Source organism: Limnohabitans sp. Rim47 (assembly GCF_001517545.1).
Classification (GTDB): Bacteria; Pseudomonadota; Gammaproteobacteria; order Burkholderiales; family Burkholderiaceae_C; genus Limnohabitans_A.
On record NZ_FBYA01000001.1, the window covers coordinates 615,685 to 641,507 of the forward strand.

The 25,823-nt window shown below is 59.1% G+C and carries 25 protein-coding genes and 1 riboswitch; of the genes, 12 read left to right on the plus strand and 13 right to left on the minus strand.

Features of this window, described 5'->3' with window-relative positions; translation table 11 throughout:
• Nucleotides 1-20 precede the first annotated feature (20 nt).
• Complete coding sequence (locus tag BN3544_RS02800) at nt 21-1,271, plus strand: YihY family inner membrane protein (protein ID WP_019428653.1); 1,251 nt, start codon at nt 21-23, stop codon at nt 1,269-1,271.
• A 226-nt stretch (nt 1,272-1,497) separates the two neighbouring features.
• Here the strand turns inward: BN3544_RS02800 and BN3544_RS02805 are convergent, their stop codons facing one another.
• The 4 genes from BN3544_RS02805 to BN3544_RS02820 are packed head-to-tail and all read right to left on the minus strand — an operon-like array spanning nt 1,498 to nt 5,342.
• Nucleotides 1,498-1,809: an Mpo1-like protein gene (locus tag BN3544_RS02805; protein WP_019428654.1), complete on the minus strand. Its 312-nt coding sequence runs from the start codon at nt 1,807-1,809 to the stop codon at nt 1,498-1,500.
• 17 nt (nt 1,810-1,826) lie between these two features.
• Nucleotides 1,827-3,167 carry a cytochrome P450 gene (locus BN3544_RS02810; RefSeq protein WP_019428655.1) on the minus strand — a complete coding sequence of 447 codons (1,341 nt, stop codon included), beginning with the start codon at nt 3,165-3,167 and terminating at the stop codon, nt 1,827-1,829.
• Between the two features lie 40 nt (nt 3,168-3,207).
• Entirely contained in the window at nt 3,208-4,026 is an 819-nt protein-coding gene (locus BN3544_RS02815; protein WP_019428656.1) for an alpha/beta fold hydrolase, read from the minus strand.
• Nucleotides 4,027-4,040: 14 nt separating this feature from the next.
• Nucleotides 4,041-5,342, minus strand: coding sequence for an O-acetylhomoserine aminocarboxypropyltransferase (locus BN3544_RS02820; RefSeq protein WP_026036415.1), 1,302 nt, complete (start codon nt 5,340-5,342; stop codon nt 4,041-4,043).
• Between the two features lie 114 nt (nt 5,343-5,456).
• Here BN3544_RS02820 and BN3544_RS02825 point away from each other — a divergent pair, with 114 nt between their 5' ends.
• On the plus strand, nt 5,457-5,924 hold the full coding sequence (locus BN3544_RS02825; RefSeq protein ID WP_019428658.1) for a CBS domain-containing protein: 468 nt from the start codon (nt 5,457-5,459) through the stop codon (nt 5,922-5,924).
• Nucleotides 5,925-5,960: 36 nt separating this feature from the next.
• Here the strand turns inward: BN3544_RS02825 and BN3544_RS14340 are convergent, their stop codons facing one another.
• Together BN3544_RS14340 and BN3544_RS02835 are read right to left on the minus strand one after the other, a co-directional pair.
• Nucleotides 5,961-6,671 (minus strand): alpha/beta fold hydrolase, encoded by a 711-nt coding sequence (locus tag BN3544_RS14340; protein ID WP_162131419.1) that lies wholly within the window; start codon nt 6,669-6,671, stop codon nt 5,961-5,963.
• 534 nt (nt 6,672-7,205) lie between these two features.
• On the minus strand, nt 7,206-8,150 hold the full coding sequence (locus tag BN3544_RS02835) for an alpha/beta fold hydrolase (protein ID WP_156417350.1): 945 nt from the start codon (nt 8,148-8,150) through the stop codon (nt 7,206-7,208).
• A gap of 585 nt (nt 8,151-8,735) precedes the next feature.
• Between BN3544_RS02835 and aroC the strand changes: the two genes are divergently transcribed.
• Genes aroC through BN3544_RS02850 form a run of 3 tightly spaced genes read left to right on the plus strand, consistent with a single transcriptional unit; the run spans nt 8,736 to nt 11,989 of the window.
• Nucleotides 8,736-9,833 carry a chorismate synthase gene (aroC, locus tag BN3544_RS02840; protein WP_019428662.1) on the plus strand — a complete coding sequence of 366 codons (1,098 nt, stop codon included), beginning with the start codon at nt 8,736-8,738 and terminating at the stop codon, nt 9,831-9,833.
• A 3-nt stretch (nt 9,834-9,836) separates the two neighbouring features.
• Nucleotides 9,837-11,015, plus strand: a complete 1,179-nt coding sequence (locus BN3544_RS02845; protein WP_019428663.1) for an MFS transporter — start codon at nt 9,837-9,839, stop codon at nt 11,013-11,015.
• Nucleotides 11,012-11,989: an alpha/beta fold hydrolase gene (locus BN3544_RS02850; protein WP_019428664.1), complete on the plus strand. Its 978-nt coding sequence runs from the start codon at nt 11,012-11,014 to the stop codon at nt 11,987-11,989. Before BN3544_RS02845 ends, BN3544_RS02850 begins: the two co-directional genes overlap by 4 nt.
• Here the strand turns inward: BN3544_RS02850 and BN3544_RS02855 are convergent.
• Nucleotides 11,922-13,898, minus strand: coding sequence for a YhgE/Pip domain-containing protein (locus BN3544_RS02855; RefSeq protein WP_081499337.1), 1,977 nt, complete (start codon nt 13,896-13,898; stop codon nt 11,922-11,924). The two genes, BN3544_RS02850 and BN3544_RS02855, sit on opposite strands and share 68 nt — an antisense overlap.
• A gap of 234 nt (nt 13,899-14,132) precedes the next feature.
• Here BN3544_RS02855 and BN3544_RS02860 point away from each other — a divergent pair, with 234 nt between their 5' ends.
• From BN3544_RS02860 to BN3544_RS02885, 6 genes are all read left to right on the plus strand, one after another.
• Nucleotides 14,133-14,792 carry a DsbA family oxidoreductase gene (locus BN3544_RS02860; protein WP_026036417.1) on the plus strand — a complete coding sequence of 220 codons (660 nt, stop codon included), beginning with the start codon at nt 14,133-14,135 and terminating at the stop codon, nt 14,790-14,792.
• A gap of 18 nt (nt 14,793-14,810) precedes the next feature.
• Nucleotides 14,811-15,443 carry a histidine phosphatase family protein gene (locus tag BN3544_RS02865; protein ID WP_193364651.1) on the plus strand — a complete coding sequence of 211 codons (633 nt, stop codon included), beginning with the start codon at nt 14,811-14,813 and terminating at the stop codon, nt 15,441-15,443.
• Nucleotides 15,440-15,823 carry a thiol-disulfide oxidoreductase DCC family protein gene (locus BN3544_RS02870; RefSeq protein ID WP_026036419.1) on the plus strand — a complete coding sequence of 128 codons (384 nt, stop codon included), beginning with the start codon at nt 15,440-15,442 and terminating at the stop codon, nt 15,821-15,823. Before BN3544_RS02865 ends, BN3544_RS02870 begins: the two co-directional genes overlap by 4 nt.
• 5 nt (nt 15,824-15,828) lie before the next feature.
• Nucleotides 15,829-16,620: a formylglycine-generating enzyme family protein gene (locus tag BN3544_RS02875; protein WP_231733895.1), complete on the plus strand. Its 792-nt coding sequence runs from the start codon at nt 15,829-15,831 to the stop codon at nt 16,618-16,620.
• Complete coding sequence (locus BN3544_RS02880; RefSeq protein WP_155820316.1) at nt 16,617-17,315, plus strand: SDR family NAD(P)-dependent oxidoreductase; 699 nt, start codon at nt 16,617-16,619, stop codon at nt 17,313-17,315. The genes BN3544_RS02875 and BN3544_RS02880 overlap by 4 nt, the downstream gene beginning before the upstream one ends.
• A 72-nt stretch (nt 17,316-17,387) precedes the next feature.
• The gene (locus BN3544_RS02885) at nt 17,388-18,017 is read left to right on the plus strand and encodes a LysE family translocator (RefSeq protein WP_019428671.1); all 630 of its coding nucleotides are present in this window, start codon (nt 17,388-17,390) and stop codon (nt 18,015-18,017) included.
• A gap of 143 nt (nt 18,018-18,160) precedes the next feature.
• Here the strand turns inward: BN3544_RS02885 and BN3544_RS02890 are convergent, their stop codons facing one another.
• Nucleotides 18,161-20,086: a B12-binding domain-containing radical SAM protein gene (locus tag BN3544_RS02890; RefSeq protein ID WP_019428672.1), complete on the minus strand. Its 1,926-nt coding sequence runs from the start codon at nt 20,084-20,086 to the stop codon at nt 18,161-18,163.
• A gap of 161 nt (nt 20,087-20,247) precedes the next feature.
• Between BN3544_RS02890 and BN3544_RS02895 the strand changes: the two genes are divergently transcribed.
• On the plus strand, nt 20,248-21,444 hold the full coding sequence (locus BN3544_RS02895; protein WP_019428673.1) for a coiled-coil domain-containing protein: 1,197 nt from the start codon (nt 20,248-20,250) through the stop codon (nt 21,442-21,444).
• A gap of 6 nt (nt 21,445-21,450) precedes the next feature.
• On the opposite strand, the gene BN3544_RS02900 is transcribed toward BN3544_RS02895, so the two are convergent.
• The 5 genes from BN3544_RS02900 to BN3544_RS02920 form a co-directional block, all read right to left on the minus strand.
• Nucleotides 21,451-21,933 (minus strand): GNAT family N-acetyltransferase, encoded by a 483-nt coding sequence (locus BN3544_RS02900; RefSeq protein ID WP_019428674.1) that lies wholly within the window; start codon nt 21,931-21,933, stop codon nt 21,451-21,453.
• 3 nt (nt 21,934-21,936) lie between these two features.
• The gene (locus BN3544_RS02905; protein ID WP_019428675.1) at nt 21,937-23,220 is read right to left on the minus strand and encodes a D-amino acid dehydrogenase; all 1,284 of its coding nucleotides are present in this window, start codon (nt 23,218-23,220) and stop codon (nt 21,937-21,939) included.
• Between the two features lie 170 nt (nt 23,221-23,390).
• A riboswitch (glycine riboswitch) is annotated at nt 23,391-23,485 on the minus strand.
• An 85-nt stretch (nt 23,486-23,570) separates the two neighbouring features.
• The gene (gcvH, locus tag BN3544_RS02910) at nt 23,571-23,942 is read right to left on the minus strand and encodes a glycine cleavage system protein GcvH (protein ID WP_026036420.1); all 372 of its coding nucleotides are present in this window, start codon (nt 23,940-23,942) and stop codon (nt 23,571-23,573) included.
• A gap of 66 nt (nt 23,943-24,008) precedes the next feature.
• On the minus strand, nt 24,009-25,286 hold the full coding sequence (locus tag BN3544_RS02915) for a TRAP transporter large permease (RefSeq protein WP_019428677.1): 1,278 nt from the start codon (nt 25,284-25,286) through the stop codon (nt 24,009-24,011).
• Complete coding sequence (locus tag BN3544_RS02920; protein WP_026036421.1) at nt 25,283-25,777, minus strand: TRAP transporter small permease; 495 nt, start codon at nt 25,775-25,777, stop codon at nt 25,283-25,285. Before BN3544_RS02920 ends, BN3544_RS02915 begins: the two co-directional genes overlap by 4 nt.
• Between the last annotated feature and the right edge of the window lie 46 nt (nt 25,778-25,823).

Sequence of the window (25,823 nt, forward strand, 5' to 3'; positions counted from 1 at the left end):
GCGGTGGCATCATACCGGGCATGCAATCTTCCCTGTCCAAGACCACTTTGCGCGCCCAAGTCGCTGTTTGGTGGCAAGAGCTGTCTGTTTTTCCGTGGCGTCAGATGGCCGGTGTTTTGGCCGAACGCTTTCGCGATGCCCGATTGGGTGTGAGCGCGAGTTCGCTCACCTTCACCACCGTGCTGGCTTTGGTGCCTTTGTTTGCGGTGGGTTTGGCCGTGTTTGCGGCGTTCCCGGTGTTTGGCAAGTTCCAAGACACGATCCAACGCTGGCTGATTGAGAGCTTGGTGCCTGAGAGCATCGCCCGCCAGGTGCTGAGCTACCTGACGCAGTTTTCCCGAAAAGCCAGCCGTTTGGGCTCGGCGGGCCTGGTGGCGGTGTTGCTGTCTGCGGTTTTTTTGATGGTGACGATCGAGCGCACTTTGGGCCAGATTTGGCGCTTGCGTCGTCAGCGGCCATTGCCGCAAAGGGTGCTGCTGTATTGGTCTGCCATCACCTTGGGGCCCTTGCTTTTGGGCGGTAGCTTGGCCATCACCTCTTATGTGGTGACCGCTTCGCGCGATGTGGTGGATGTGCTGCCGGGCTCCGTCCGCTGGTTGCTCGACAGTTTTGAATTTTTGTTGCTGACCGCTTGCGTGAGTGGCTTGTACTTTTATGTGCCCTACACCCGTGTGCGTTGGCGTCATGCCATCACGGCCGGATTTTTTGTGGCGGGCGGGCTGGAGCTGGCTAAAAAGTTGCTGGCTATTTACCTTTTGCAGGTGCCCACTTACTCGGTCATTTATGGCGCTTTTGCAGCGTTGCCGATTCTGCTCGTCTGGATTTATGTCACCTGGCTGATTGTGTTGCTGGGGGCTGTGCTCGCTTCCAGTCTGCCCGAGCTGGGCCGGCAAGCCTGGCGCAAGCCCGAAGGCGCGGGTTGGAGCTTTCGCTTGGCTTTGGAGATCTTGGCCGAGCTGAATGCGGCCAAAGCCTGCGCGCATCGCGGCTTCAGCACCGATGATCTGGCCGAGCGCTTGCGTGTGGAGCCGAGCGAGCTCAGGCAAGTGCTGGAGGTGTTGCAAAGTTTGGACTGGGTTGGCCGCTTGACTGAACAGAACGACCAAGGGCAAGCCCGCCAAGTGCTGTTGATTGACCCCATGCAGGCCAGCGTGGCCCCGTTGGCCGACCGGCTGTTGGTGCTCAGGGTCTCTGCTGCCGATCCCGTGTGGGTGCAGACAGCGCTTGACCAGATTTGCGTGGCGCAGTTACTGCCTCAACCTACACCCTGATGCCGTACCCAGCGCATTTGTCATGCCCGGCATATTTGCCACAGCACCCTATTTTTTCACCAAGCAGATTTCTCATGCCAATCAGATTTGTCATACCCGGCTAGACCGGGTATCCACGGCAACCTAAGGCATGGACCCCCGATCGAGTCGGGGGTGACAAGTCGGGTTTTTGTCGGGTGACAAGTCAGTTTGTGTCGGGTGACAAGTCAAGGTGAGTCGGGGCTGTTTAAAAACTGACCCGGCCGCGCCACATGTCGCGGTACATCACCCAGTCGCCCATGAAACTGTAAAGCGGGCGTTTGAAGCTGGCGGGCTTGTTTTTCTCGAACACAAAGTGCCCGATCCAAGCACAGCCATAGCCGCACAGCAGGCCATACAAAAAGTACTGGGGCTTGCCCGTGATGGCCAGCATGGCCAGGCACAGCAGCGACAGCGTGCTGCCCACAAAGTGCAGGCGGCGGCAGGCGCGGTTGTTGTGCTCGCTCAGGTAAAACGGGTAAAACTCGGCAAAGCTGGCGTGTTGAACGGCATCGGTCATGGTGGCTCCTTGCGTGCTCAGACTGTTTGAAATGGCGCATTCAAAAAACCACGGAACCTCGCCCGCCCACCGCGCTGCGGCAGTTGCGTGAGCTGGTAGTGGGGAAATCGCTGCAAAAACCGGCCGATGGCAATGCGGCCTTCGAGCCGGGCCAAGCTCAGTCCCGCGCACTGGTGCACGCCAAAGCCGAAAGCCAGGTGCTTGTTGCCGGTGCGGCGCAGGTTCAGTTGTTCGGGTTGGTCATACACCGCCGGGTCGCGGTTGGCAGCACCCATGCACAGCGTGACCAAGGCCCCGGCAGGCAGATCGACACCATTGACCTGCGTGGCTTGTAAAGCGCGTCGGTTGCCCAGCTGGTTGGACGATTCAAAACGCAAGAATTCATCAACGGCCAAACCTAAAATGTGCGCTCGGTCGTCATCGCTGGTGGCGGCTTTCAGATCGGCCTGGAGTTGTTTTCGCTGCTCAGGCCATTCTTGCAGCGTGATGAGCGCGTTGCCGATCAGGTTGGTGGTGGTTTCGTGACCGGCGTTGAGCAAAAACACGCAGTTTTGCAGCAGCTCAACCTCGCTCAGGGCTTCACCGCTTATTTCGCCCTCTTTTTCTCCCTGAATCAACCGGGTCAGCACATCGTGCTCCGGGTCACCGGGGTGCTGGCGACGATGCGCCACCAGCTCGCGCAGATAGGCCAGAAATTCGTTGACGCTGCGGTTGCCATGCGCTTCTTGTTCGGGTGTGAGGGCGGGTTCCAGCGCACCCAAAATGGCCAAAGACCAGCCGCGCAAGGGTTCGCGATCGGCGTGTGGCACGTCCAGTAAATTGCCGATGATCTCGACCGGAATGGCCGATGCAAAGTCTTCAATCAGATCGCCGCCACCCCGCTCTTGCAGCCGGTCCAGCAGGCCGTCCACCAGTTGTACCAGTCCGGGCTCCATGGCCTCAATGGCCCGGCGGGTGAGGGCGCCCATGATCAGCCTTCGCACGCGGGTGTGACGTGGTGCGTCATTGAAGACCAGGCTGTTGGTGTGGTGCTCGAACAGCGGTGCCACGCCACCCGCTGAGGTGAAAGGCGGTTCATTGAACGGAGCGTGGTTGTATTTGGGGCCGAACTCGACTTGCTTGTCTGAGCTGAACACCTTGGCATCGCGGTAAACCGCCACCAGATCGGCATGGCGCGTGAGGAAATACGAGCCGTCGGACATGCGTTTGAAGGGCTCGGTCTCTCTCAGCGCGGCATAGACCGGATAGGGGTTGTCCAGAAAATCGCGGGGCAGAGCACGCAGGTCCAGCGATTGGGCAATTTCGTGTGCCCTGTCTGCCGACAGCGCCGGGGTGATGCTGGAAATCAGTGTGTTCATGTTGTAGGCGCGAGCCCATGCTCGCGAATGTCCGTCAGGGTCATGGCTTCAAAAAATCCTTGAACGATTGCAAAACGCCCTCTGGCGCTTCGGTCATGAGCGAATGGCCTGCGGGCAGCTTGACCACCGTGGGTTTGCCGCACAGGTCGATCAGGCTTTGCGCTGATTTGGGCGGCGTCATTTGGTCGGCACTGCCCAGCACAAACAGGGTGGGGCAGGTCACCAGGGGCATGGCCGCTTCGGCACCTTGGTAGTCGTCGCAGGCTTTGAACCCGGTGTGGAACACATTGACCAGCGTGTTGCTGGCCAGTACGCGGCGCATCAGCGCCTTGCTGCCGCCATACAGCCAAGTGCCCGGACCGAGGGCAGAGGGGGGCGGTGCCAGCGTGGAATGCGAAAAACGGTTGACCATGTCGATGGCCTTGAAAGGTGCGCTGACCGACAAATCGAGCAGGGCGGGCGACACGCGCATGGGGTAGGCCGTGCCCACCATCATCAGGTGGCTTACACGGCCGGGATGCGCCTCTGAATCGCGTGCTGCGGCTTCGAGGGCAATGAGCGAGCCCAAGCTGTGGCCGATCAGCGCGGCCTTTTCAATCTTCAGGGCATCGAGCAGCGCGATGACGGTGTTGGCCGCTTCTTGCACGCTGTGCGGCGGCGGACCTTCGCTTTTGCAGTGCCCCGGCAGATCAATCGCCAGCACGTTCCAGCCGTGGTGGGCGAGGTAGCGGGTTTGCAAGATCCAGACGCTGTGGTCGTTCAGCACGCCATGGATGAACACGGCGGTGGGCTGGGCCGGGTTGAAGGGCTTGCCCCCGGTGTAGGCGTAAAGCAGGTGGCCCCGAACAGAGATTTTCATGGACGTGCTCATCCTCATGACCCCGCTTTTTCGGCAGCTTTCAGCGCCTTCTTCAAGTCATCGATCAAGTCGGCAGGGTCTTCCAGACCGATCGACAAACGAATGGTGCCGGGACCAATGCCGCTGGCCACCAGGGCCTCGTCTGTCATGCGGAAATGCGTGGTGCTGGCCGGGTGGATCACCAGACTGCGGCAATCGCCCACATTGGCCAGGTGACTGAAGACCTTGAGGGCTTCGATGAATTTTTGGCCTTGGGCGCGGGAGCCTTTGATGTCGAAGCTGAACACCGAGCCTGCACCGCGCGGCAACAGTTTTTGCGCCAGCGCATGCGAAGGGTGGCTTTCCAGCATCGGGTGGCCCACGCGGCTGACCAGCGGGTGTGCGGCCAAAAACTCGACCACTTTGGCGGTGTTCTCCATGTGCCGGGCCATGCGCAGGGGCAGGGTTTCGATGCCTTGCAAAATCAGCCAAGCCGTGTGCGGGCTCATGCAAGCGCCAAAGTCGCGCAGGCCCTCGCGCCGCGCCCGCAGCAAGAAAGCGCCCACGGTGCTTTCTTCGCTAAAGACCATGTTGTGAAAGCCTTCGTAGGCTTGGCTGAGTTCGGCAAATTTGCCCGATTTGTCCCAGTCAAAGCTGCCGCCATCGACCACCGCACCACCCACCACCGTGCCGTGGCCCGACAAAAACTTGGTGGCTGAGTGGTAGACCAGATCGGCCCCATGGTCAAAGGGCTTGATGAGCCAGGGCGAGGTGAGGGTGGAGTCGACCAACAGGGGCACACCCGCTGCGTGGGCGATGGCGCTCACGGCTTCGATGTCCAGCACGTCCATGCCGGGGTTGCCCACGGTCTCTCCAAAAAACAGTTTGGTGTTGGGGCGTATGGCGGCTTTCCATGCGTCCAAATCACCGGGTTTGACAAAGGTGGTGCTGATGCCGAAGCGGCTCAGGGTGTAGTGCAGCAAGTTGTGTGAGCCGCCGTACAAAGCGCTCGACGCCACAATGTGCGAGCCCGCGCCCATGAGGGTGGCCACGGCCAGGTGCAGTGCGGCCTGGCCGCTGGAGGTGGTGATGGCGCCGATGCCGCCTTCCAGCGCCGCCACACGTTGCTCCAGCACCGCATTGGTCGGGTTGCTGATGCGGCTGTAGACATGGCCCGGGCGCTCCAGATTGAAAAGGGCGGCCGCTTGGTCGGTGGATTCAAAAACAAACGAGGTGGTGAGATGAATTGGCACGGCCCGTGCGCCGGTGCTGGGGTCGGGGGCCGCACCGGCATGCAGGGCCAAAGTGTCAAAACCGGGATCGCTGTAACCAGCCATGAAGGGCCTCCGCAAAAAGAATGTGTCCGACAGGCTGGCGGCCTGCCGTTCGGTGTTCATTGTGGGCTATATTGATATCGAATCTCAACCGGATCGACCCTCAGGAGACACACCATGAAAGTCAGCGACATCCTCCGCGTCAAAGGCGGCACCTTGTTCACGGTTCAGGCCGACGAACCTTTGTCCCGTGCCATGAACGACATGGCCGAAAAAGACCTCGGCTCTTTGGTGGTCATGGCCAAGGGCGCCTTGGCCGGCATGCTGACTTTTCGTGAAGTGATCCGTCAGATTGTCAAAAATGGCGGGCAGGCAGGGACCGCTTTGGTGCGCGATGCCATGGACGCACAACCGCTGACCTGCACTGGCGAAACCGACATCGACGACGTACGCCGCATGATGCTTGAGCACCACTCGCGCTACATGCCGGTGATGGACGGCACCGTGTTGATGGGTGTGATCAGCTTCTACGACGTGGCCAAAGCCGTTGTGGACGGTCAGAACTTCGAGAACAAGATGCTCAAGGCCTACATCCGCGACTGGCCCGATGGCTCGGCCCCTGAGGCTGAAGAAGTCAAGCTCTGAATTTGAGGCATCGTTTCCGCGATGCCGGCATAAGAATTACTCGTTTGTGTCCACCACAACCTGTACCTTGCCGGTGCTTATCCATTGGACGATGGCCCGTGAAACACCTCTTTGACGCCCTTCAAACGAATGGCGGTTGGCACCGCCGCACACGGGCCCTGACTGCCCACCGCCGCGCACAGTGACCAAGTTGTCCCTCGAATATTGTTTTACGGGGGGGTACAAAGTACTAAGGCATTCGTCTTGCTCGTGAGCGATGTGCAGTATCGGAATTCGGATCGCATCCATGTCAAAGCCCAACATCGTCCTCGCCAAATTGCCTGCCGTACGATTCATTGCCGAAGAGTGGATTGCGCCTTTGAGTTGATTTGGCATTCTCAGGGCCAGCCATCGCGACGAAATACCGCCCGAACTGTGACCAAAAATCCAAAAATCTTTTAAGCCGTATTGCGTGCGTAAAAAAGCCATCACTTTCGATACATCGTCCACATACTGCTGCGAGCTGCGGTAATCATCATCACACTTTCCTCCAAATAATGCCCACTGATCTGTCGGGCAACCCATGGCCACCAAGGCAATGCCAGCTTGGTCAAACACATCTGCATTCTGGGCCAGATATTGCAACTTACCGTTGTAAACGTCCATGGCGTTTTGAATGATGATGCGGCCCTCGCTGCCGGGTGTGCCGGGTACCACCAACAGCGCCCGCGTGATGGGTTGGGACGGCTCCAGTAAGGCGATATTCATGGTCACGTCAGGCCTGTCAGTGGGCACGGCATGAAAAGCGGGGCGTAGACGGGGGCGTGTTGTTGAAGTGGTGGGTGTACCTGCAGGTAACACATCCAACTGAACCACTTCTTGGTTGGTGTAGCGGCGCAAGAAAAGCTGTGTCGCTGTGGCTTTGGACTCGCCACAACCAGACGGCACGCCCGCTGCGAATTGAAAGCAAATTTGCGAGCCCTCAACACGCCAAGTGCCCTTTGCAGTGAGACCCGAGGACATCTCCAGCTGAAGCGTCTGGTCTGTGCCGTATTGAAGCGTTGCCGTCATGCCATTGGCGTAGCGCGAGGTGAATCTTTTGCCTGTCAGTCGTTCTTGCAAGGCTTGTGGGCTCAGCGCTTGAGCTTCCACTGGGAAGGTGCTGGCGGGTGTTGTGGTTTGTGCACCCGCTTGAAGGACAAGACATGTTGCAAGCAGCATGGCCGTGTTTGCGGCAGAGCAGAGCCAGCGAGGGCGAGAGAATGGAGTTGAGGGATGCATGGCGATTCCTAAGTCAATTTGTCATTGCCCAACCACAGGGTCAAGCTTGCGGCGCAATACCCAGTCCGCAATGACTTGCGCCACCTCGGCATCGCGCCCTTCAAAGCTGTGCAAATGGCCACCGCCACACGGATCACCTTGGGCCAAGCCACCACGCACAGTGACCAGCTTGTCGCCCGCATAGGCTTTGACGGCGGCATAGGGGTTGCTCCTACAGGCATCGTTTTCGTGGTGAATGTGCAGTTGTGGTGCGGTCAAACTGGCGTAATTAAAACCACTGACGCTGTAACCAGCACGAAGGTTGGGGCCATTGATTGAGGCCGAGTGGATGGCTCCTGCGATCTCCTTGTCCAAATGCTTGGCCAGCCAACGTGAGCTGATGGTGCCGAAGCTGTGACCGTAGATATAAAAATGCCGAATGCCATGCTGCTCGCGCAGCACCTGCATGACTTGGCGCACATCGTCGGCATGTTGTGGTGATTGGCGGTAATTGTCCAAACAGCCCGGTGGCGGGCCAGAGACCACAACACCTGGCCGCAACTCGGCCCCCCACTGGTCGGTGGGGCAGTCCACATTCACGAAGGTGATGCCCGCTTTGGCGTAAACATCACGCATCAACTGCCCGCGTGGGCTGGTGCGGCTGGCGTCGGTCGTTTCGTTGTAACGCCAAATGCCCGGCCACCCCCTGAAAAACAGCAAGGCCGTGTCACTGTCGGGCGTGGGCTTGGCCAGCATGATGGCGCGTTGGTAAACCGGTTGCTGGGTGAAAAGGCCCTCAGTGCGCCCGGTGTCGACGTTGATGTAATGAAACGCTGACGTTTGGGTCGAAAGCCCATTCGCTTTGACGTGTGATGGCTCGCTGTCGGAGGGTGGGGTTTGACCCCAAACGCCTGAGCTGACCGAACTCAGTAATGCCAGTGCTGCGATGTGGCCAAATCGCATCGGTGGATATTTGGTCGTATTCACAGCGGGTTAACCCATGTGGCCAATTGCACAGTGATTTCAGTGCATTGGAGTAGACCAAGGCATTGTCCCGCTTCCGTGTTTGCCTTGAGTCTGGTGGCTTTGCAGCAAAGGAAGTTGGCGACGGGCGTCAACATAACCCTGCGTGGCGATTTGTACAACTTGGCGAGTTTCATGGGGCACACCTTTAATTGTTGAACGCCAATATAAAATTTTTTGTTATCTAAGTAAACAAAAAAATTTTATAAATAATTAAAAAATTTTATCTTTATGTTGGTGACGGTAGAAGATTTATCTGAGACTTGGAAATGGCTGGCGTCAGCCCAACGCGAAGCATGATCAAGTTCGCAGCAAACCTGACGGCGTGCTGTGACCAGCACTGACGACTGCGATGGGTGCTCATCGGACAGGGCCGGGTCACACTTTGCGTGCACACATTGAAGCGATTGGCGGTGAGCAGCACGCAGGGGCGACAGAGTCCGGCAAAGCCAATTCCGGGCCTTTCAAGATTGCCTTTGCCTCCACTCTTATTGATCCAGGCGAGCATCTTGGGGGCGACACATTGCGCCTCTGGGATAATCCCCCCTCATGAGCGGCAATACCTTCGGAAACCTATTCAGCGTCACCAATTTTGGTGAATCCCACGGCCCGGCCATTGGCTGCGTGATCGACGGCTGCCCCCCGGGCATGCCGCTGTCTGAGGCCGATATCCAGCCCGATCTGGACCGTCGCCGTCCCGGCACCAGCAAATTTGTCACCCAGCGCAACGAGCCCGATGCGGTGCAGATCCTCTCGGGCGTCTACCAGGGCCTGACCACCGGCACCCCGATTTGCCTGCTGATCCAGAACACCGACCAGCGGAGCAAAGACTATGGCGACATCCTGCAGACCTTCCGCCCGGGTCATGCCGATTACACCTATTGGCGCAAATACGGTCTGCGCGACCCGCGTGGTGGTGGCCGTTCCTCGGCCCGCCTGACGGCCCCCATGGTGGCGGCTGGTGCCGTGGCCAAGAAGTGGCTTAAAGAAAAGTTTGGCACCACTTTTGTGGGTTGCATGACCCAAATTGGCGATGTCCCGATTGGTTTTGAGAGCTGGGACCATGTGCCCAATAACCCGTTTTTTGCACCGGTGGCCGATGTCTCGGCGCTGGAAGACTACATGAACGCGCTACGCAAATCGGGCGACTCGTGCGGCGCACGTCTGCGCGTGGTGGCGCGTGGCGTGCCCGTGGGACTGGGCCAGCCGCTGTTTGACAAGATCGATGCCGACATTGCTTTCGCCATGATGGGCATCAACGCTGTCAAGGGCGTGGAAATCGGTGCGGGCTTTGGCTGTGTCACGCAAAAAGGCAGCACCGCCGGGGACACTCTCACACAGCAGGGCTTTGTGGGCAACAACGCAGGTGGCGTGTTGGGTGGCATCAGCACCGGACAAGACATCGAGGTGTCGATTGCCGTCAAACCCACCAGTTCGATTCTGATTCCGCGTGACTCGATTGACTCTGCGGGCCAGCCCACCGAAGTCATCACCAAAGGCCGCCACGATCCGTGCGTGGGCATCCGTGCCACGCCCATTGCCGAGGCCATGCTGGCCTTGGTGGTGATGGAGCACGCTTTGCAGCATCGCGCTCAATGCGCCGATGTCGAGCACGACGTGGCCCCGATCCCAGCGACCAAGCCCTGAGGCATGCCGCAACGCCGCCAGCTTTGGCCTTTTGCCGCCCTGTCGGCCAGTTATTTCGCGCACATCGGGTTTTTCAACCCCTACTTGCCGTTGTGGCTGAAAGACATGGGTTTGAGTTTGTTGACCATCAGCTTGCTGACGGCCGTGCAGGCAGCCACCCGTCTGTTTGCGCCTTATGCCTGGGGCGCCATCAGCGACCGCACCGGCGAACGCGTGAGACTCTTGCGCATCGGGGCCGGCGTTGCTTTTTCATCGGCTTGTTTGTTGTTTCTCGATTGGGGGCCGGTGGGCCTGGGTTTGGTGTTGCTGGTCATGTTCACTCACACCAGTTCCATGATGCCTATGAGCGAGGCGGCCATGGCCCACTTGGTCAGCCAAGGTGGCGCTTTTGACACCAAACGCTACGGGCGTGTGCGGCTGTGGGGTTCGATCGGGTTTATGGTCACGGTGTTTGCGGCAGGGGCTTGGTTCGAGGCCTTTGGCATGCAACACTTTCCAGGTTGGACGGTGTTGACGTTGGCTGCGGTTTTATTGAGTGTCTGGTGGATGCCGGACATCAAAGAGGCCTCACATCATTTGGACTTGCATGTGCCCGTGGGGCCTGTGTTGCGACAAAAACCGGTGCAGTGGTTTTTTGCATCCACGTTTTTTCATGTGCTCTCGCACATCGGCATCTATGTCTTTTTCTCGCTGTATCTGGACTCCTTGGGTTACAGCAAAACCCTGATTGGCGTCTTGTGGGCGGTGTCGGTGGCGGTGGAAATCGGCTGGTTTTTCACCCAATCGCGCTGGCTGCCTCGCTTGCCTTTGACGGGTTGGCTGGTGCTGTGTTCGGTCACCATGCTGCTGCGCATGGGCCTGACCGCCGCATGGGCCGATGTGTTGTGGGTGTTGCTTTTGGCGCAAACCCTGCACGCAGTCACCTTTGCCACCCACCACACGGTGTGCATTGCTTTGATTTCCCACCATTTTCCTGGCCGTTTGCGTGGGCGGGGTCAGGCGCTTTATACCGTGGTGGCTTACGGTTTCCCTGGGGTGCTGGGAGCCTTGTTGGGTGGCGTTATCAGCGAGCGCTGGGGATTGCAAAGCGTATTTTGGGTCAGCTGCCTGACCAGCGTGCTGGCCACCGCAACGGCGTACAAAGTCTGGCGTCTGCAACACCCTCGCCAGGTGTTGCCATGACGGGTGCTGTGCCATCACTGGCATGCTTGCCCGCCTTTTTGCCGCCCTTCTTGCCGCCCTTCTTGCCGCCCGATTTGGCCACTGCGCTGGCGGGAGGAGAACGCTGGGTGACCTGTTTTGACGGGGCCGACACCGTTTGGCATACCTGGGGTGATGCGCATCGGCCTTGTGTGGTCTTGCTGCACGGCGGCAGTGGCAGTTGGACGCATTGGGTGCGCAACATTGCACCACTGCGCGATGCAGGTTGGCGTGTGCTGGTGCCCGATTTGCCCGGCTTTGGCGATTCGGATTTGCCCACAGGCTGCGTCGATACCGATGACATGCCGCCCCATTTGCAGGCCGGTTTGAGGCAATTGCAGCCTGCTGGCCCCGTGAGTTTGGTGGGCTTTTCTTTTGGGGGCATGACAGCGGCTTTGTGGCTGGCCCAGCCGAAGATGAATCAGCAATCCGTGCAGCACTTGGTGCTGGTGGGTGCGCCGGGCATGGGCCTGACGGTGCCTGAGCGCATCCCGCTCAAAGGCTGGCGGCATTTGCCCAGCCCCGAGACCCAAGCCCAGATTCACCGTCACAACTTGATGGCCTTGATGCTGCAACGGCCAGACAGTCTGGACGATCTGGCGCTGGCCCTGCACACCGCCAACGTGACGCGTGACCGTCTCACCCGCAGGCGCTTGTCGTCTTCAGACATCCTGGCCCGCACCTTGCCCAAGTTGCAGGCCAGGGTGAGCGCCATTTATGGCGAACATGACGCTTTGTACCGGGGCCGGTTGCCCGAATTGCAAGGGCTTATGCAATCACTTGCCCCGCATTGGTGGCACTGGCAGACGATACCCGGTGCCGGCCATTGGGTGCCCTACGAGGCGGCAAGTGCGTTCAATCTGGCTTTGCTGCGTATTTTGAGTGAGCCTACAAATCCAGCTGTGGCTTTAATTGCCGAACAGGCACAAAACGCCAACGCCCGAACACCATGGTGAGCGCCGCAGCGCCCAGGCCCACGCAGCTGACTTGCACCCAATCCAACAGCCAGGCACCTTCGTAAGCACCAAACAAGCTGGCTTTGAGACCGTGTGCCAACCAAGTGATGGGTAGCCACGGGCTCAATGTGGCAAAGAAACTGCCACTGAGTTCCACGGGCATAACCCCGCCAGAGGAAGTCATTTGCAATGCCAACAACACCATGGCCGTGGCTTTGCCGGCATCGCCCATGAAACAGGTCAGGGCACTGATCACACACAAAAATGCCAGCCCGGCGCTCACGATGGTGCACGTCAAGGCCCATGGGTTGACCACATTCACCTGCAACACCATAAAAACAGTGAAAAGTATCAGCAGGCATTGCAGCAAAACAAGGCTGCCAGGCAGCAGCAACTTGCCCAGCCATTGGGCCACTGGATGGTAGGGCTTGGCCTGCTTGGGAAGTGAACGAAGGTTCACCACAAACACCGCAATGCCCGCCCCTAACCACAGAGCGGCAGGAATCACGTTAGCGATAAAGCCAATGCCGTTGTTTTGCACGGCGGCATCCATTTCAACCACGGGCCGCACCGAGTCGGCCAAGCCTTCGGGGCTGCCTTCAGGGCTTTCGCCCATGTCGGGAATGGCTTGTTCCATCAGGCCTAAACCCATTTGCAAGCGTTTGCTGCCGCTGCTCAATTTTTCGGTGCCTTGCGCCATTTGGGTTGCACCCAGCGCCAATTCAGCGGAGCCCGACTCCAACGCATCCAACTGAGGGTCTTCCGGAAATTGTCCGACGGCCGTACGCAATGCATTGTTCATGCCGCGAACCCCCGCCGTGAGTGTGGTGACACCCGCCCGCAGAGTCTTGGCGCCTTCTTCGAGTTTTTGCGCACTGTCTGCTGCAGTGTGCAGACCTCGGTCGAGTTGTTGCATGCCTTGCGCTGCTTGAGTGACGCTGCCCTTGTCTGTGGCGCTGACTAAAAAGCTGTTGTCTGATTCTTCCTTGAACTGGCTGACTTGTATGGCGAGTTCGCGGCTGCCTTTGTTGAGTTGTTGGAGACCCTGGCCCAACTCGGATGCGCCGTTGACGAGGGCATCAGTGCCGGCATCGAGCCGCCTCAAGTCGGCGTTTCGGGGACGGCTGGTTTCCATTTGGCGCAAACCAGCACCCAGTTTTTTGGAGTTCTGAGTCAGTTGTGCGACGTTGTCGCTGAGCTGTCGGGCGCCAGTCTGAACAGACTTTGCGCCGATGGCGGCATTGCTGGCCGCCACGCTGAGTTCCGTGGCCCCTTGGTGGAGTTCTTTCAGACCTCGGTTGAGTTGGCTCACACTTTGTTGCGAGCCCGCCGCATTCAACAGGACCAGAGACCAACGCTGCGCATTCAGACTTCCGTTGACTTTGTGACCCAGCTCAGCGGCGAACTGTTGCGCGATTCTGGCGGTTTCGACATTGTTACCTTGCGATGCATAGACCACCAATTGACCTGCGCCAGCTTGCTCACCCGGAACGGCATTTGAGCTGAAGTTGGCCGGAATGATCAATGCAAAGGCCAATTTGCCTTGTCGTACTTGCAGTTGGGCCTCTTCGGCCGTGCGCATTGAGCGGTAGTTAAAGCGGGCGGCATTTTGCAAGGTTTGGCTGAGTTCTTGCCCAACATTGAAATGGTTTTCACGGTAGTCCAAGCCTTGGTCGAGGTTGACGATGCCCACAGTCAAAGCCTGGCTATGAGAAGCAGGGTCCCACAGGCTTGACAGATAGATCACCGAATACAGGGATGGAATCAGGGCGATGGCGGCGATTGACCAGATGAATTTGGCTCGGCGAAAAAAGAAGCCGACGTCAATGCGAGCGATTGATCTGGCTTGTCGCAGGAGTTGACGGAGTGTGGCGGTTCGCCGGGTTTCGGGTTGTATGGGCGGCAGCATCCCCTTAACTGTACCTGTGTGCCACTAGCCGATGTTATTTTTATTCAGTCTTGTGTGCGCCCTAGGTGCTTGCATCCCTGCGGGGCTGAGCTCGGTCACCCCTTGTGCTAACAGGTAATTTCGGATGCGGTGAGCGGCGATGCTTTGCCCCATGGAAAATAGTCCAGCAGCTAGTAGCCAGTAGCCAGTAGCCAGCAGCACTGGTTTTTGCCTTTGATTGAAGAAAGCGCACCCATGACCACCACTTTGAAAATTGATTTTGTGTCCGATATTGCCTGCCCCTGGTGCGCCGTGGGTTTGGGAGCACTGGAAAAAGCCTTGAGCAATCTGGACGGTAAGGTCAAGGCCGATCTGCACTTTCAGCCCTTTGAGCTGAACCCGCACATGGCACCAGGCGGGCAGGACTTGGGTGAACACCTGACGCAAAAGTACGGATCCACGCCTGAGCAGCAGGCGCAAATTCGCCAAACAATTGCCGAGCGAGGGGCCGAGGTGGGGTTCGAATTCCACCCTGGCGGTCGTGGCAGGGTTTACAACACCTTCAACGCCCACCGCTTGCTGCATTGGGCAGAGGGCCAAGGGGCGGGTGCGCAACATGCCTTGAAAAAGGCGTTCTTGCAGGCCTATCAGGGCCGCGCTGAGTGCATGGAGGACGCTGAAGTTTTGCTGGCTGGCGTGGCCGCCGCTGGCTTGGATGCCGTCGCCGCCCGTGAGGTGTTGGCCAGCGACGCCCACACTGCCGAAGTGCGAGAGCGCCAGCAGTTTTATGCCCAAGCTGGGATCCGATCTGTGCCCGCCATCATCATCAACGACAAGCATTTGATTTCGGGCGGGCAGCCGGTCGAGGTGTTTGAGCAGGCCCTGCGCCGCATCGCATCTGGCGAGGTCGCTTGAACCATGCGCCCTGACCCGATGACGACTGATTTTTCGGACCCATCGCCCGCGCTCAATAGCCCGCAGCGACGGGCCATATTGGCCCGCCTGAGCACAGCCATGGTTTTGCCGCTGTGGGGCTTGAGTGGTACAGCCGGGGCGCAAACCGATCGCCATGCAGCCATGGCCGAGCTGTTCTCTGCTTGGCGGCAAGGTGGTGGGGTGCTGATCATCCGCCATGCCGCCACCGAGTCGGGGCTGGGCGATCCGCCGGGCTTTGTGATCGGAGAGTGTCGCACCCAGCGCAACCTGAGCGAGGCCGGCAGGCAAGCCTCGCGTTCCTTGGGGGCTTGGCTGCAAGTACAAAAATTCAAGCCCGACGCTGTGCGCAGCAGCCAATGGTGCCGCTGCCAGGACACCGCACGATTGGCTTTTGGCGGGCACGAAGACTGGCCTGCACTCAACAGCACCTTTGCCGGGCAGGGCGATTCGGCCGCCCAGCAACAGGTTTTGCGCGAGCGCCTGCTGGCCCTGCCCGTTGGACGCACCGAGGTTTGGGTCACGCACCAGGTCATCATGACCGGGCTGACTGGGGCTTATCCGGGGCTGGGCGAAGGCTTTTTGGTGGACCGTCAAGGTCGTTTGCGATTGCGCGGGGACCTGGCCGCATGAGCACGTTACACCGTCTGACGGTTTACTTTGACGGCTCGTGCCCGATGTGTCGGCGCGAAATCGCCATTTACCGCCGCTTGCCTCAGGCCGCTGCGCTTGACTGGGTGGACGTGAGCGCCGGAGCCGAACTGGGTGACTCGCTCAGTTGTGCGCAGGCCATGGCCCGTTTTCATGTGCGCGACCAACAGGGGCGCTTGTTCAGCGGAGCTGCTGCGTTTTCGCAAATGTGGCGGCTGTTTCCGGGCTGGTGCTGGTTGGGATGGTTGTCAGCCTGGCCACCGATGTCGTGGTTGTTCGAGTTGGCTTACCGTTTGTTTTTGCCCATGCGCCCGCGCTTGCAAAGGTGGGTGCGGCGATGGTCTGGTGAGGAGACACCGTGACGAAGATGGGGCGCTTTCCGAAGTCCATCCCCGTTTGCATGGTTTGGCTGGCCTTGCTCTCTATGCCTTTGGCGCAGGCCCAAGCGGTCAAGCCGATGGGCAACAAGGTCGCAGACCGGGTGACTTTGGGTGACTGGGCCATTGACCGTACCGAAGTCACCATGGGCCAGTTTGATCGTTATGTGCGGGCCACAGGCACTGTGACCCGCGCCGAAAAAGAAGGCGGCGGCTTTGAATACGGCGCAGGCTGGGAGCGGCGTCCCGGCTGGTCTTGGCGTTTTCCTGACGGTCGATCCGATGGTGTGCCAGTCAACACGGACTTTCCTGCTGTCCATCTTGACTTTGCCGAGGCGCAGGCCTATTGCCACTGGGCCGGCGGGCGCTTGCCCACAGGCGCTGAATGGCAAAAGGCCGGTTTTACCGAGCTGCGCGATGCGCCCCCGGCCCCCTGGGTTAAGGGCCGCACTTACCCCTGGAGCACGGGCGACAGCCCGCAAGGCGCCAATACCAGCGACGCCGACCCTTGGCCACGGGCCGCGCCCGCCGGGGCCACACGCCAAGGTGTGAACGGCTTGTACGACATGGGGGCCAATGTGTGGGAGTGGACCACCGACGCACGGGGCGGCGAACGCCGAACTGTGGGCGGTTCTTGGTGGTACGGCGCCTTCAACATGAAGGCCGATGTGCAGGCTTTCAAACCGGCCGATTTTTACGCGGTCTACATTGGCTTTCGCTGCGCTTATGACCTCCAAAAGTCGAATACCTTTACCCCAGCCGAGAACAAGTCCCGACCATGATGTATTCCTTGCCTGAGGGCTACCGCGCCCTGGTGATCGGTGCCAGCGGCGCGATCGGCAGCGCTTTGCTGCAGCGCCTTCAAAGCGACTCGCGCTGCGCGGCCGTGCTGGGCGTGTCGCGCCAAAGCACGCCGGGGCTGGACTTGCTGAGCGAGGCCAGCATCGCGGCCTGCGCGCAGGCGCTGGCCGCACAAGGGCCATTCCATTTGGTGCTGGACGCCACCGGGGCGCTCACCTTGAACGGTCGTGGACCCGAAAAACGGCTGGACGAACTGGACGCCGCGCATTTGCTGGCGGCGCTGCAGTTGAACGCGGTGGGGCCGGGCCTTTTGCTCAAGCACTTTGTGCCTTTGCTGGCTTCGGGTGAGCGTGTCATTTGGGGCAAGCTGTCAGCGCGTGTGGGCAGCATCGAAGACAACCGCAAAGGTGGCTGGTATGGCTACCGCGCCGCCAAAGCCGCGCTCAACATGCTGCTGCAAACCGCGGCCATCGAGGTCGCGCGGCGCAAGCCCTTGGCCGTGGTGGCGGCCTTGCAACCCGGCACCGTGCAATCGGCCTTGAGCCAGCCATTTGTGGGCGACGACGCCCTGCGTCTAGACGATTCGGCCGGTCGTTTGTTGTCTGTTTTGGATGCCTTGCAGCCCACTGGGCGTGCGCAGTTTGTGGACCATCAGGGGCAGCACATTCCTTGGTGATGCGCCAATGCGGGCTTCAACAAGAGCGGTGTGATGGACAATCCTTGTTATTAAAAAATCAGGGAGTGGTTCATGAGTTTGCAAGCGTGGTGGCTTTTTGTTGTGATGACTTTCGTGGTGTCGGCCACGCCGGGGCCCAATATGTTGTTGGTGATGAGTCACAGCGCCCGTTTTGGCCTGCGATCTGCGGTCATGACCATGGCTGGTTGCATGAGCGCTTTGCTGTGCATGATGAGCATTTCGGCTGCGGGATTGGGCGCTTTGCTGCACACCTTTCCAGCGGTGTTTGACGCCTTGCGTTATTTGGGCGCGGCCTATCTGGCTTATCTGGGCTACAAGTTGTGGTGTGCTGGCGTGGCGGCCAAGTCGGACCAGGATGTCCCTGTGCCAGACCAAGCTTTTCGCAGCGGCGGGTCTTTTTACAGGCAGGGCTTGGCGGTGGCGGCCAGCAACCCGAAAGCGATTGTGTTTTCCGCCGCGTTTTTCCCGCAGTTCATTCAGCCTGATCGGCCTGCGCTGATGCAGTTCGGTATCTTGCTGGCCACCTTCACGGTGATCGAGGTGAGTTGGTATTTGATTTACGCGGTCAGCGGCCACAAACTGTCGCGGTTTTTGCAGCAAACCCATGTCATGAAAAATTTCAACCGCATCACGGGTGGCGTGTTTGTGGGTTTTGCCGCCTTGATGGCGGCCAGTCGTTGAATTTCTCATTACGCTGACTGACTTGGCATCCGATTTACCCCCGCCAACTGTGCGCCAAGCTGTGGATAAGTCCATGAACAAGCCCTGAGACCCGCATGCCTCATAGCCTGGCGCATGGTGATTAAATAATGGGCAGCACGGACTCAGTCCAGCGCTTTGGCGATCTTGTGGCGCGGCACGGTGGTTTTGGGGCACTGGCCTTTGGGCAACTCAAACCATTGGCGCACATCGTTTTCGACGCCCACGCCGTGCATGAAGTTGTAAATCGCTTTTTTCAGGCCTTGGCCCAGCAGGTCGTGGTCCACGCCCGGGGGCATGGGCGTCGGGTCGACAAAGCCCACATCGTTTTTGGCAAACGTGCCTTCGGGCAGCGGCAAAAGCGTGACGCCGTAAGCCTCGGGGTTTTGCCCCACGGGTGAGTGCACGGTGCAGACAAAGCGGTGAAAAAAGCCGCTGTGGATGCAGCCGTTTTCAAACAGCTGGCGCACGTATTCGAGCGCGTCCACCGTGTCCTGTACGGTCTGCGTCGGAAAGCCGTACATCAGGTAGGCGTGCACCAGCACACCCGCATCGGCAAAGCCTTTGGTCACTTGCGCCACTTGTTCGACCGAGACGCCTTTTTTCATCAGGTTCAGCAGTCGGTCAGACGCGACTTCAAGCCCGCCCGACATGGCGATGCAGCCGCTTTGGGCCAGCAAGTCGCACAACTCGGGGGTGAATGTTTTTTCAAAGCGGATGTTGCCCCACCATGAAATTTGCACACCCCGGCGCAGCAGTTCTTCGGCCAAGGCCTTGAGGGCTTTGGGGGGGGCGGCTTCGTCCACAAAGTGAAAACCGGTCTGGCCTGTTTCGGCCACGATCTGCTCGATGCGGTCGACCAAGGTGCTGGCCTGCGCGGTTTCGTAGCGGCTGATGTAGTCCAAGCTCACATCGCAAAAGCTGCACTTCTTCCAGTAGCAGCCGTGCGCCACCGTGAGCTTGTTCCAACGTCCATCGCTCCACAGCCGGTTCATGGGGTTGAGCATGTCCAGCAACGACAGGTACTGGTGCAGCGGCAGACCATCCCAAGTGGGCGTGCCCACGTCTTCAAAGGCGATGTCGGGCTCTTGCAGGTGGATGTACTGCACCTGGCCTGCCTCGTTTTTGAGGAAAGTGCGCTGCAGGCGCTGCACGCCGCGCTGGCCTTGCAGGTGCTCGATCAGGCTGAGCAAAGGGCGCTCACCGCCATCCAGCGTGACGAAATCCACATGGTCGAACACGCGCGCGTCTTTCAGCTCGCGCAGCTCGGTGTTGACAAAGCCACCCCCCAAGCCGATGCGAATGTGCGGGTGCGCCCGCTTGATGCATTGGGCGATGCGAAAGGCCGCATAGACCGAGCCGGGGAAGGGCACCGACAGCAACACCAGCGTGGGCTGGTGGCGCTCAACAGCCTGCAAGGCCAAGCGCTCCAGCGTGGTGTCGATCAGGTTGGGCGGTTCGGCCAAGGCGCTGGCCAGTGCATCAAAGCTGGGTTGGCTGGCGGCCAGGCGCTCGGCATAGCGCACGAATTCAAAGCCTTCGTCCACGGCATCGCGCAGCACATCGGCCAAGTCGTTCAAATACAGCGTGGCCAGATGCCGGGCGCGGTCGGTCTGGCCCAGTGCGCCAAAGGCCCAGCCTATTGGATCGCCCGTGCCATCGTCTTCATACGCGTCAAGTGCTGCAAAGCGCGGACCTTCGGGCAAAAAGCCCCGGCCTGCAATGCGGTGGCTGAGCGTGCTGTCGCGGCCTTGCAAAAATGCAATGACGGGGTCGATGCTGACGGCGTAGTCCTTGAAGTGGTCGAGGAAAAAGTTCACCGGCCCCGATCGGTCTTCGATGGGCAAGGCCATGGCGGCATCGCGCAAATCGGTCAGCCCTTGTTTGTTCAACAAGGCCAGTACCGTGGCCAGCGCCAGGTCTTCTTGCACCGCATCGAAACCCCGCGAACGCAGAAACCCCGTCAGGTAAGCCGTGGAAGGGTAGGGCGTGTTGAGCTGCGTCATCGGCGGGATGAGGCTCAGGATTTTGAAGGGGGCGGGGCTGGGCATGGGGCAAGCGATTTTCAAACAGTGAGGGGGATTATCAACGGCGCAGCCATTGGCCCGAGTCTGCAACAGGGGCCGCCATTTGTGCAATAGGGGCGTTAACATCTGGCAGCCCTTTCAGCGAGCCCAGCGCCTGCACAGACTGTACCCATGACTTTTTTCCGATGACCTCCTTGCCCGATACGCCTGTAGATGCACCGCTGTCTCTGTCCGCCTTGGCGGTTCAGCCCGATGCCCACACCCCACTGAGCCCGGCGCAGCAGCGTTTCAATGCCTTGTTGGCCCGCATCGAGTCGCTCTCGGGCCAGATTCAACGCTTGGAAGTTTGGTCAGACCAGCACCGTTACACCCACATTCAGGCCTTGCGTGAGTCGGTGCAACAAGCGCAGGCCCACCGAAAAAGTCTGTTGTTGTTTGTGCATGAACGCTTGCAGGCGGCAGACCTGACGGCACAGCAGCAACGCATGGCCCGTGGCAAGCTGCGCAGCCTGATCGAACAACTGTCCGCCACTGCTGACCCACAAGTGCAGGCGCTGGCCGATTTGTACGTGAGCCAAGAGGACACCCAAGAGGCCGCCGAAGAACAGGCCGAGGCGGCCCAGCGCCTGCGTGAACGCATCGAAGAAGCGCTGGGCCAGCCGCTTGAGAAACCCAGCCAGTACCAGACGCCTGAAGAAATGATGCAGGCAGGCATGCGCCAGTGGCAGCGCCAGCAGCAAGCCGACGATGAACGCAAGGCCGACAAGCGTGCGGCCCGAAAAACGCAAAAACAAGCGCAAAAAGAGGCCCAAAAGAAAAGCACTGCCGCCGACAAAGGCCACGTGCCGGTGGCCATGCAGGGCCAAACCGATGCCAAAAGCGCGATCCGCACGATTTATCGGCAACTGGCCAGCGCCTTGCACCCGGACCGCGAACCCGACGAGTCAGCGCGTTTGCGCAAAACCGGTTTGATGAGCGAGGTCAATGCCGCTTATGAGAGAAATGACTTGACGACTTTGCTGCGACTGCAAATGCAGGTGAGCCAAGTCAACCCCCCAAACAAGGCAGGCACCGCACGCATGGCCGACGACAAATTGCTCGCCATGTGCCTGTTGCTCAAAGAGCAGGTGGCCGCGCTGGAAGACGACTTGGACCAGTTGCAAAGCCGTCTGAGTCGTGAGTTGTGTGTGCCGGTACGGGCCGACGCCGACGAGGCCTTGCTGAGCCAGTCATTGCAGCGCATCCAGGCCGATCAGCGCCACAGCGCAGACAGCCTGGCCCGTGATTTGCGCCGGATTCAAAACGAGGCAGAACTCAAGCGTTGGCTGAAAGAGCAGTGGCAGATGGCCAAGGAAGCCGTTGTGACTTCTATTGATTTTTGAGCCGCGTTAAAGCCACTTGTGCATGAAGCTGGCCTGGCCCGCTGCGGGGTCCAAGGCATAGGGTTCAAAACCAAAACCCACATAACTTTTCAGAGCCTGCGCATTGCCTGTCAGCACTTCGAGCGTGAGCTTGCAACAGCCGCGCGATTGGGCATGCTGTTGGGCGGCGGCCAGCAAGGCTTGGCCCACGCCTTGCCCACGGTGGCTGTGCAGCACGGCGATGTCGTGGATGTTCATCAAAGGTTTTGCCTTGAAGGTGGAATAGCCTTCGATGCAGTTGACCAGGCCCACAGGCGCATCGCCCAGCCAGGCAATGAAGCTGGCGGCAGCAGGCCGCGCAGCCAGGTCATCGCACAGGCGTGCCTTCACATCCTGCTGTAGGCCTTCACCACCGCCCATCGGGTCGCGCGCATAGGCATCAAGCAACATGACCAGTGCATCGCGATCGGCGGGGTGGCGGTAATTGACAGGCAGGACGTGAAGGGTCATGGTTCAAGCCGCTGCTGCAGCGGTGGTGGGTGTAGCAAACGAACGCGCATTTTGCCCCATGCTTTGCAGCACATGCCCAGCCAGTTGGTGCGCCGTGATGGCCGACAAAGTCCAACCCAAATGGCCGTGACCGGTGTTGTAGAACACGTTGGCCTTTTTGCCTGCGCCGACACGCGGCAGCATGGTCGGCATCATGGGACGCAAACCGGCCCAGGGCTCCACGCGACGGGTGTCTACGCCCGGGAAGCATTCGTTCACCCAGTTGACCAGGGGCTTGATGCGGTCGGCGCGAATGTCCAGGTCGATGCCGTTGAATTCGGCGGTGCCCGCCACGCGGAAACGGTCTGTGCCCAGACGGCTGGTGACCAGCTTGGTTTCGTCGTCCAGCAAACTCACTTGGGGTGCTGCGGCTTGGCTGGCTTCGTCGTTCAGGCCGACGGTGATCGAGTAGCCCTTGACCGGATAGATGTTCAAACGGTCGCCCAATTGAGCGGCCAACTTGCGTCCGTGCACGCCAGCGCAGATCACGATGCCGTCAAAGCTGAGGGTCTCGGTTTGGCCTTGGTGCTGCACTTGCACCGTGGCGGTTTGGCCATTGGCATCGACGCTCAGTACTTGGTGTTCAGTCAAGATTTTCACGCCCAAGCGTTCGCAAGCTTTGGCCAAGCCAAAAGTGAACTTGTGGATGTCGCCCGTTGAATCACTTTCGGTGAAATAACCGCCGTAGTACTGGCCTTGCAATGTGGGTTCGATGGCTTTCATTTCGGAGGGCGTCACGGCCCGGCGCGGCAGCCCGCCTTGCGCCAGCAGTTTGGACACTTCGCCAGCGTGGTCAAAGCCTTTTTTATCGCGGTAGATGTGCAAGATGCCTTCGCGCTTGTGGTCGAAGTCGATGCCTTCGGCCTTGGCCCACGCAAAGTGGTGTTCGCGCGACGCGATGGCCAGTTGGGCCGTGGCGATGGTGTTCTCTTTGTACTTGGGAATGGCGGCCACAAATTCGGCCATCCAGCTGAGTTTGTGCCAAGTGGGCGCTGGGTTCATCAAGAGCGGGGCGTCGCTCTTGAGCATCCATTTGAGGCCCTTGATGATGGTCGACGGGTGAGTCCAGACCTCGGCGTTGGATGCGGAGAGCTGACCGCCATTGGCATAGGATGTTTCCATGCCGGGGTAGCGATTTTTCTCGATCAGGGTGACCTGGATGCCTTGTTGGGCCAGTGCATAGGCGCTGGTGATGCCCGTGATGCCGCCGCCGACAATCACCATGTGTTTTTTGACCCTGTTTGTCATGGGAGTTCTCTCAGTAAAAGCGTCTCAAACGGATGGACGAACTGCACACCGAATGTGTGCAGAACGACCCCCTCTGTTTGAAACCTGAGAGATTCACCCGGCCCGGATGGGGCATGGGTTTGCTCCTGCGGTGTGCCGGGAGACGAATCCCGGCAACTCTTCAGAGTGCATTGTTCACCACGGTCCTTTTGCCTGAGAGTTTCCGGGGTGGTTGCTCCTTCGGCGTTGAAGGCTTGGGGCCTTCAATCTCTCCCACGGTGAACGTCGGATTGGGTCCGACTCGGGGTGACGGTTGCAAAACCGGCGTCACCCCACTTGGAAGCTGAAAAAGGGGATTCTACAGACAGCGCTCAGGCTGTCAATTTTTGGTAGCTGGCCTCGTCATGCAAAGCGTCCAAGTCGGCGCGCTGGGTCAGCTTGACTTTGAAAAACCAACCTTGACCCAAAGGATCGGAGTTGGCCAGGGACGGGTCTGCGCGCAGAGCCTCATTGACCTCGATGATTTCTCCACCGGCAGGCATGTGCACGTCGGCTGCGGCTTTGACCGACTCGACCACGCCAGCCACCTCTTTGGCGGCAAATGTTTTGCCGATCTCGGGCAGATCCACAAACACAATATCTCCCAAGGTGTCTTGGGCGTGCACGGTGATGCCCATGACCGCGGTGTCGCCGTCACCTTCGATTTGGAGCCAAGTGTGGTCTTCGGAGTAGTGGATGGGCATGGTGAATAACAAAAAAAGCCTGGCCTTCAGGGGCCAGGCGTTGTGTAAAAACACTAAATTTTAGCTTTATTTGGCGTAAACCAAATCCCGCAAAGTCAATGACAAGGCCGGCACGTAGCTCACCACCATCAGGCAGACCAAGATGACCAGGACAAAGGGAATCAGGTCTTTGATCATCCGGTCCAGCGAGATGCGGGCAACGGTGCAGGCCGCGAACAGGTTCACACCAAAAGGCGGTGTGATCATGCCCAAGGCCAGGTTGACAACCATGACCAGACCAAAGTGCACAGGGTCGATGCCGAAGTGCACGGCCACAGGGGCCAAGATGGGGGCCAGCACAATGATGGCTGCGCTGGTTTCGATGAACATGCCGATGAAGAACAAGGCCGCATTGACACCCAACAGGAAATAAGCGGGTGACTTGAGCACATCTTGCAACCAGTGGCCAATGGCTTCGGGCACGCCTGCGCGTGTGATCAAAAATGCGAACAAACCTGCGTTGGCAATGATGAACATGATCACCGCGCTTGACAGCACAGATTTGCGCATGATCGTGAACAGGTCTTTCAGCTTGATCTCGCGGTAGATGAGCGTGCCGACCAACAGCGCATAAAACACCGCGACCGCCGAGGCTTCTGTGGGCGTGAACACCCCGCCGTAAATACCGCCGAGAATGATCACCGGCATCATGAGCGCCCAACCGGCCTGCCATGTGGCCTTGCCAAAACTGAGGCGACCATCGCCATCGTTTTTGCCCCAGCCTTTGTATTTGCAATACACCCACACCCAGAACATCAGGGCGACACCAATGAACAGGCCCGGACCAAAACCAGCAATGAACAACTCGCCAATCGACACCTCAGCGCTGACGCCATAAAGAATCATCGGAATCGAGGGCGGAATGATCACCCCCAGTTCGGCCGAGGTGGCTTGCAATGAAGCCGCATAGGTGGTTGGGTAGCCGTGCTTGATGAGCGCCGGAATCAGGATGGTGCCGATGGCGAAGGTGGTGGCCACCGACGAGCCCGACACTGCCGCAAAGATCATGCACGTCAGCACGCAGGTCATGGGCAAACCGCCTTGAACGCCGCCTACGATGCTCTTGGCAAACTCCACCAGGCGGCGCGAGATGCCGCCGGTCTCCATGATGTTGCCAGCCAAGATGAAGAAGGGGATGGCGGCCAGCGGAAACTTGTTGATCGAATTGAACATCTCCTTAACGGAGATGAGCATGTTGGCGTTGCCGATTTGAATGCCCACGATGGCCGACAAACCAATCGACACGGCCACGGAAATGGTGAGTGCAAAACACAGCACCATGGTGCAAAGCATGACGACGCTCATTGTGCGGTCTCCAATTCAAGGCGCTGTGGATCAAGCCAATTGCCGATGATGCTGATCACGCTGAAGCACGCGCCCACCGGCAAAGCCATGTAGGCCCAAAACATGGACACATCTTCCAGACCGATCATGGACTGGACTTTGCCCCGATTGGCATAGTCCCAACCCCACCAGATGATGATGCACACCAAAGTCAGCGCGGCAACCGCCACTGCAGTGTCCAGAGCTTTTTTCATGCGCGGCCCGCTCCAGCGGTACAGCACGTCCACGCTCACCATGGAGCCCTGACGAAAGGCCATGGGGATGCCCATGAAAACCATCCAGATCAAGCTGAAGCGGATGATGACCTCGGTCCATTCGAGTGGCAGCTCGAGCACAAAGCGGGTGAAAATTTGCAACATGCCCAAACTGGCCGCAACGGTCAGCATCAAACAGGCCACGAGCATGGACAAAGCGGTAGTCCACCTCTCTACGCTCAAATAAAGCGATCGCATAAAAATTCCTTTTCAACAAAATCAAAAACGCCCGCCAATCCAAGAT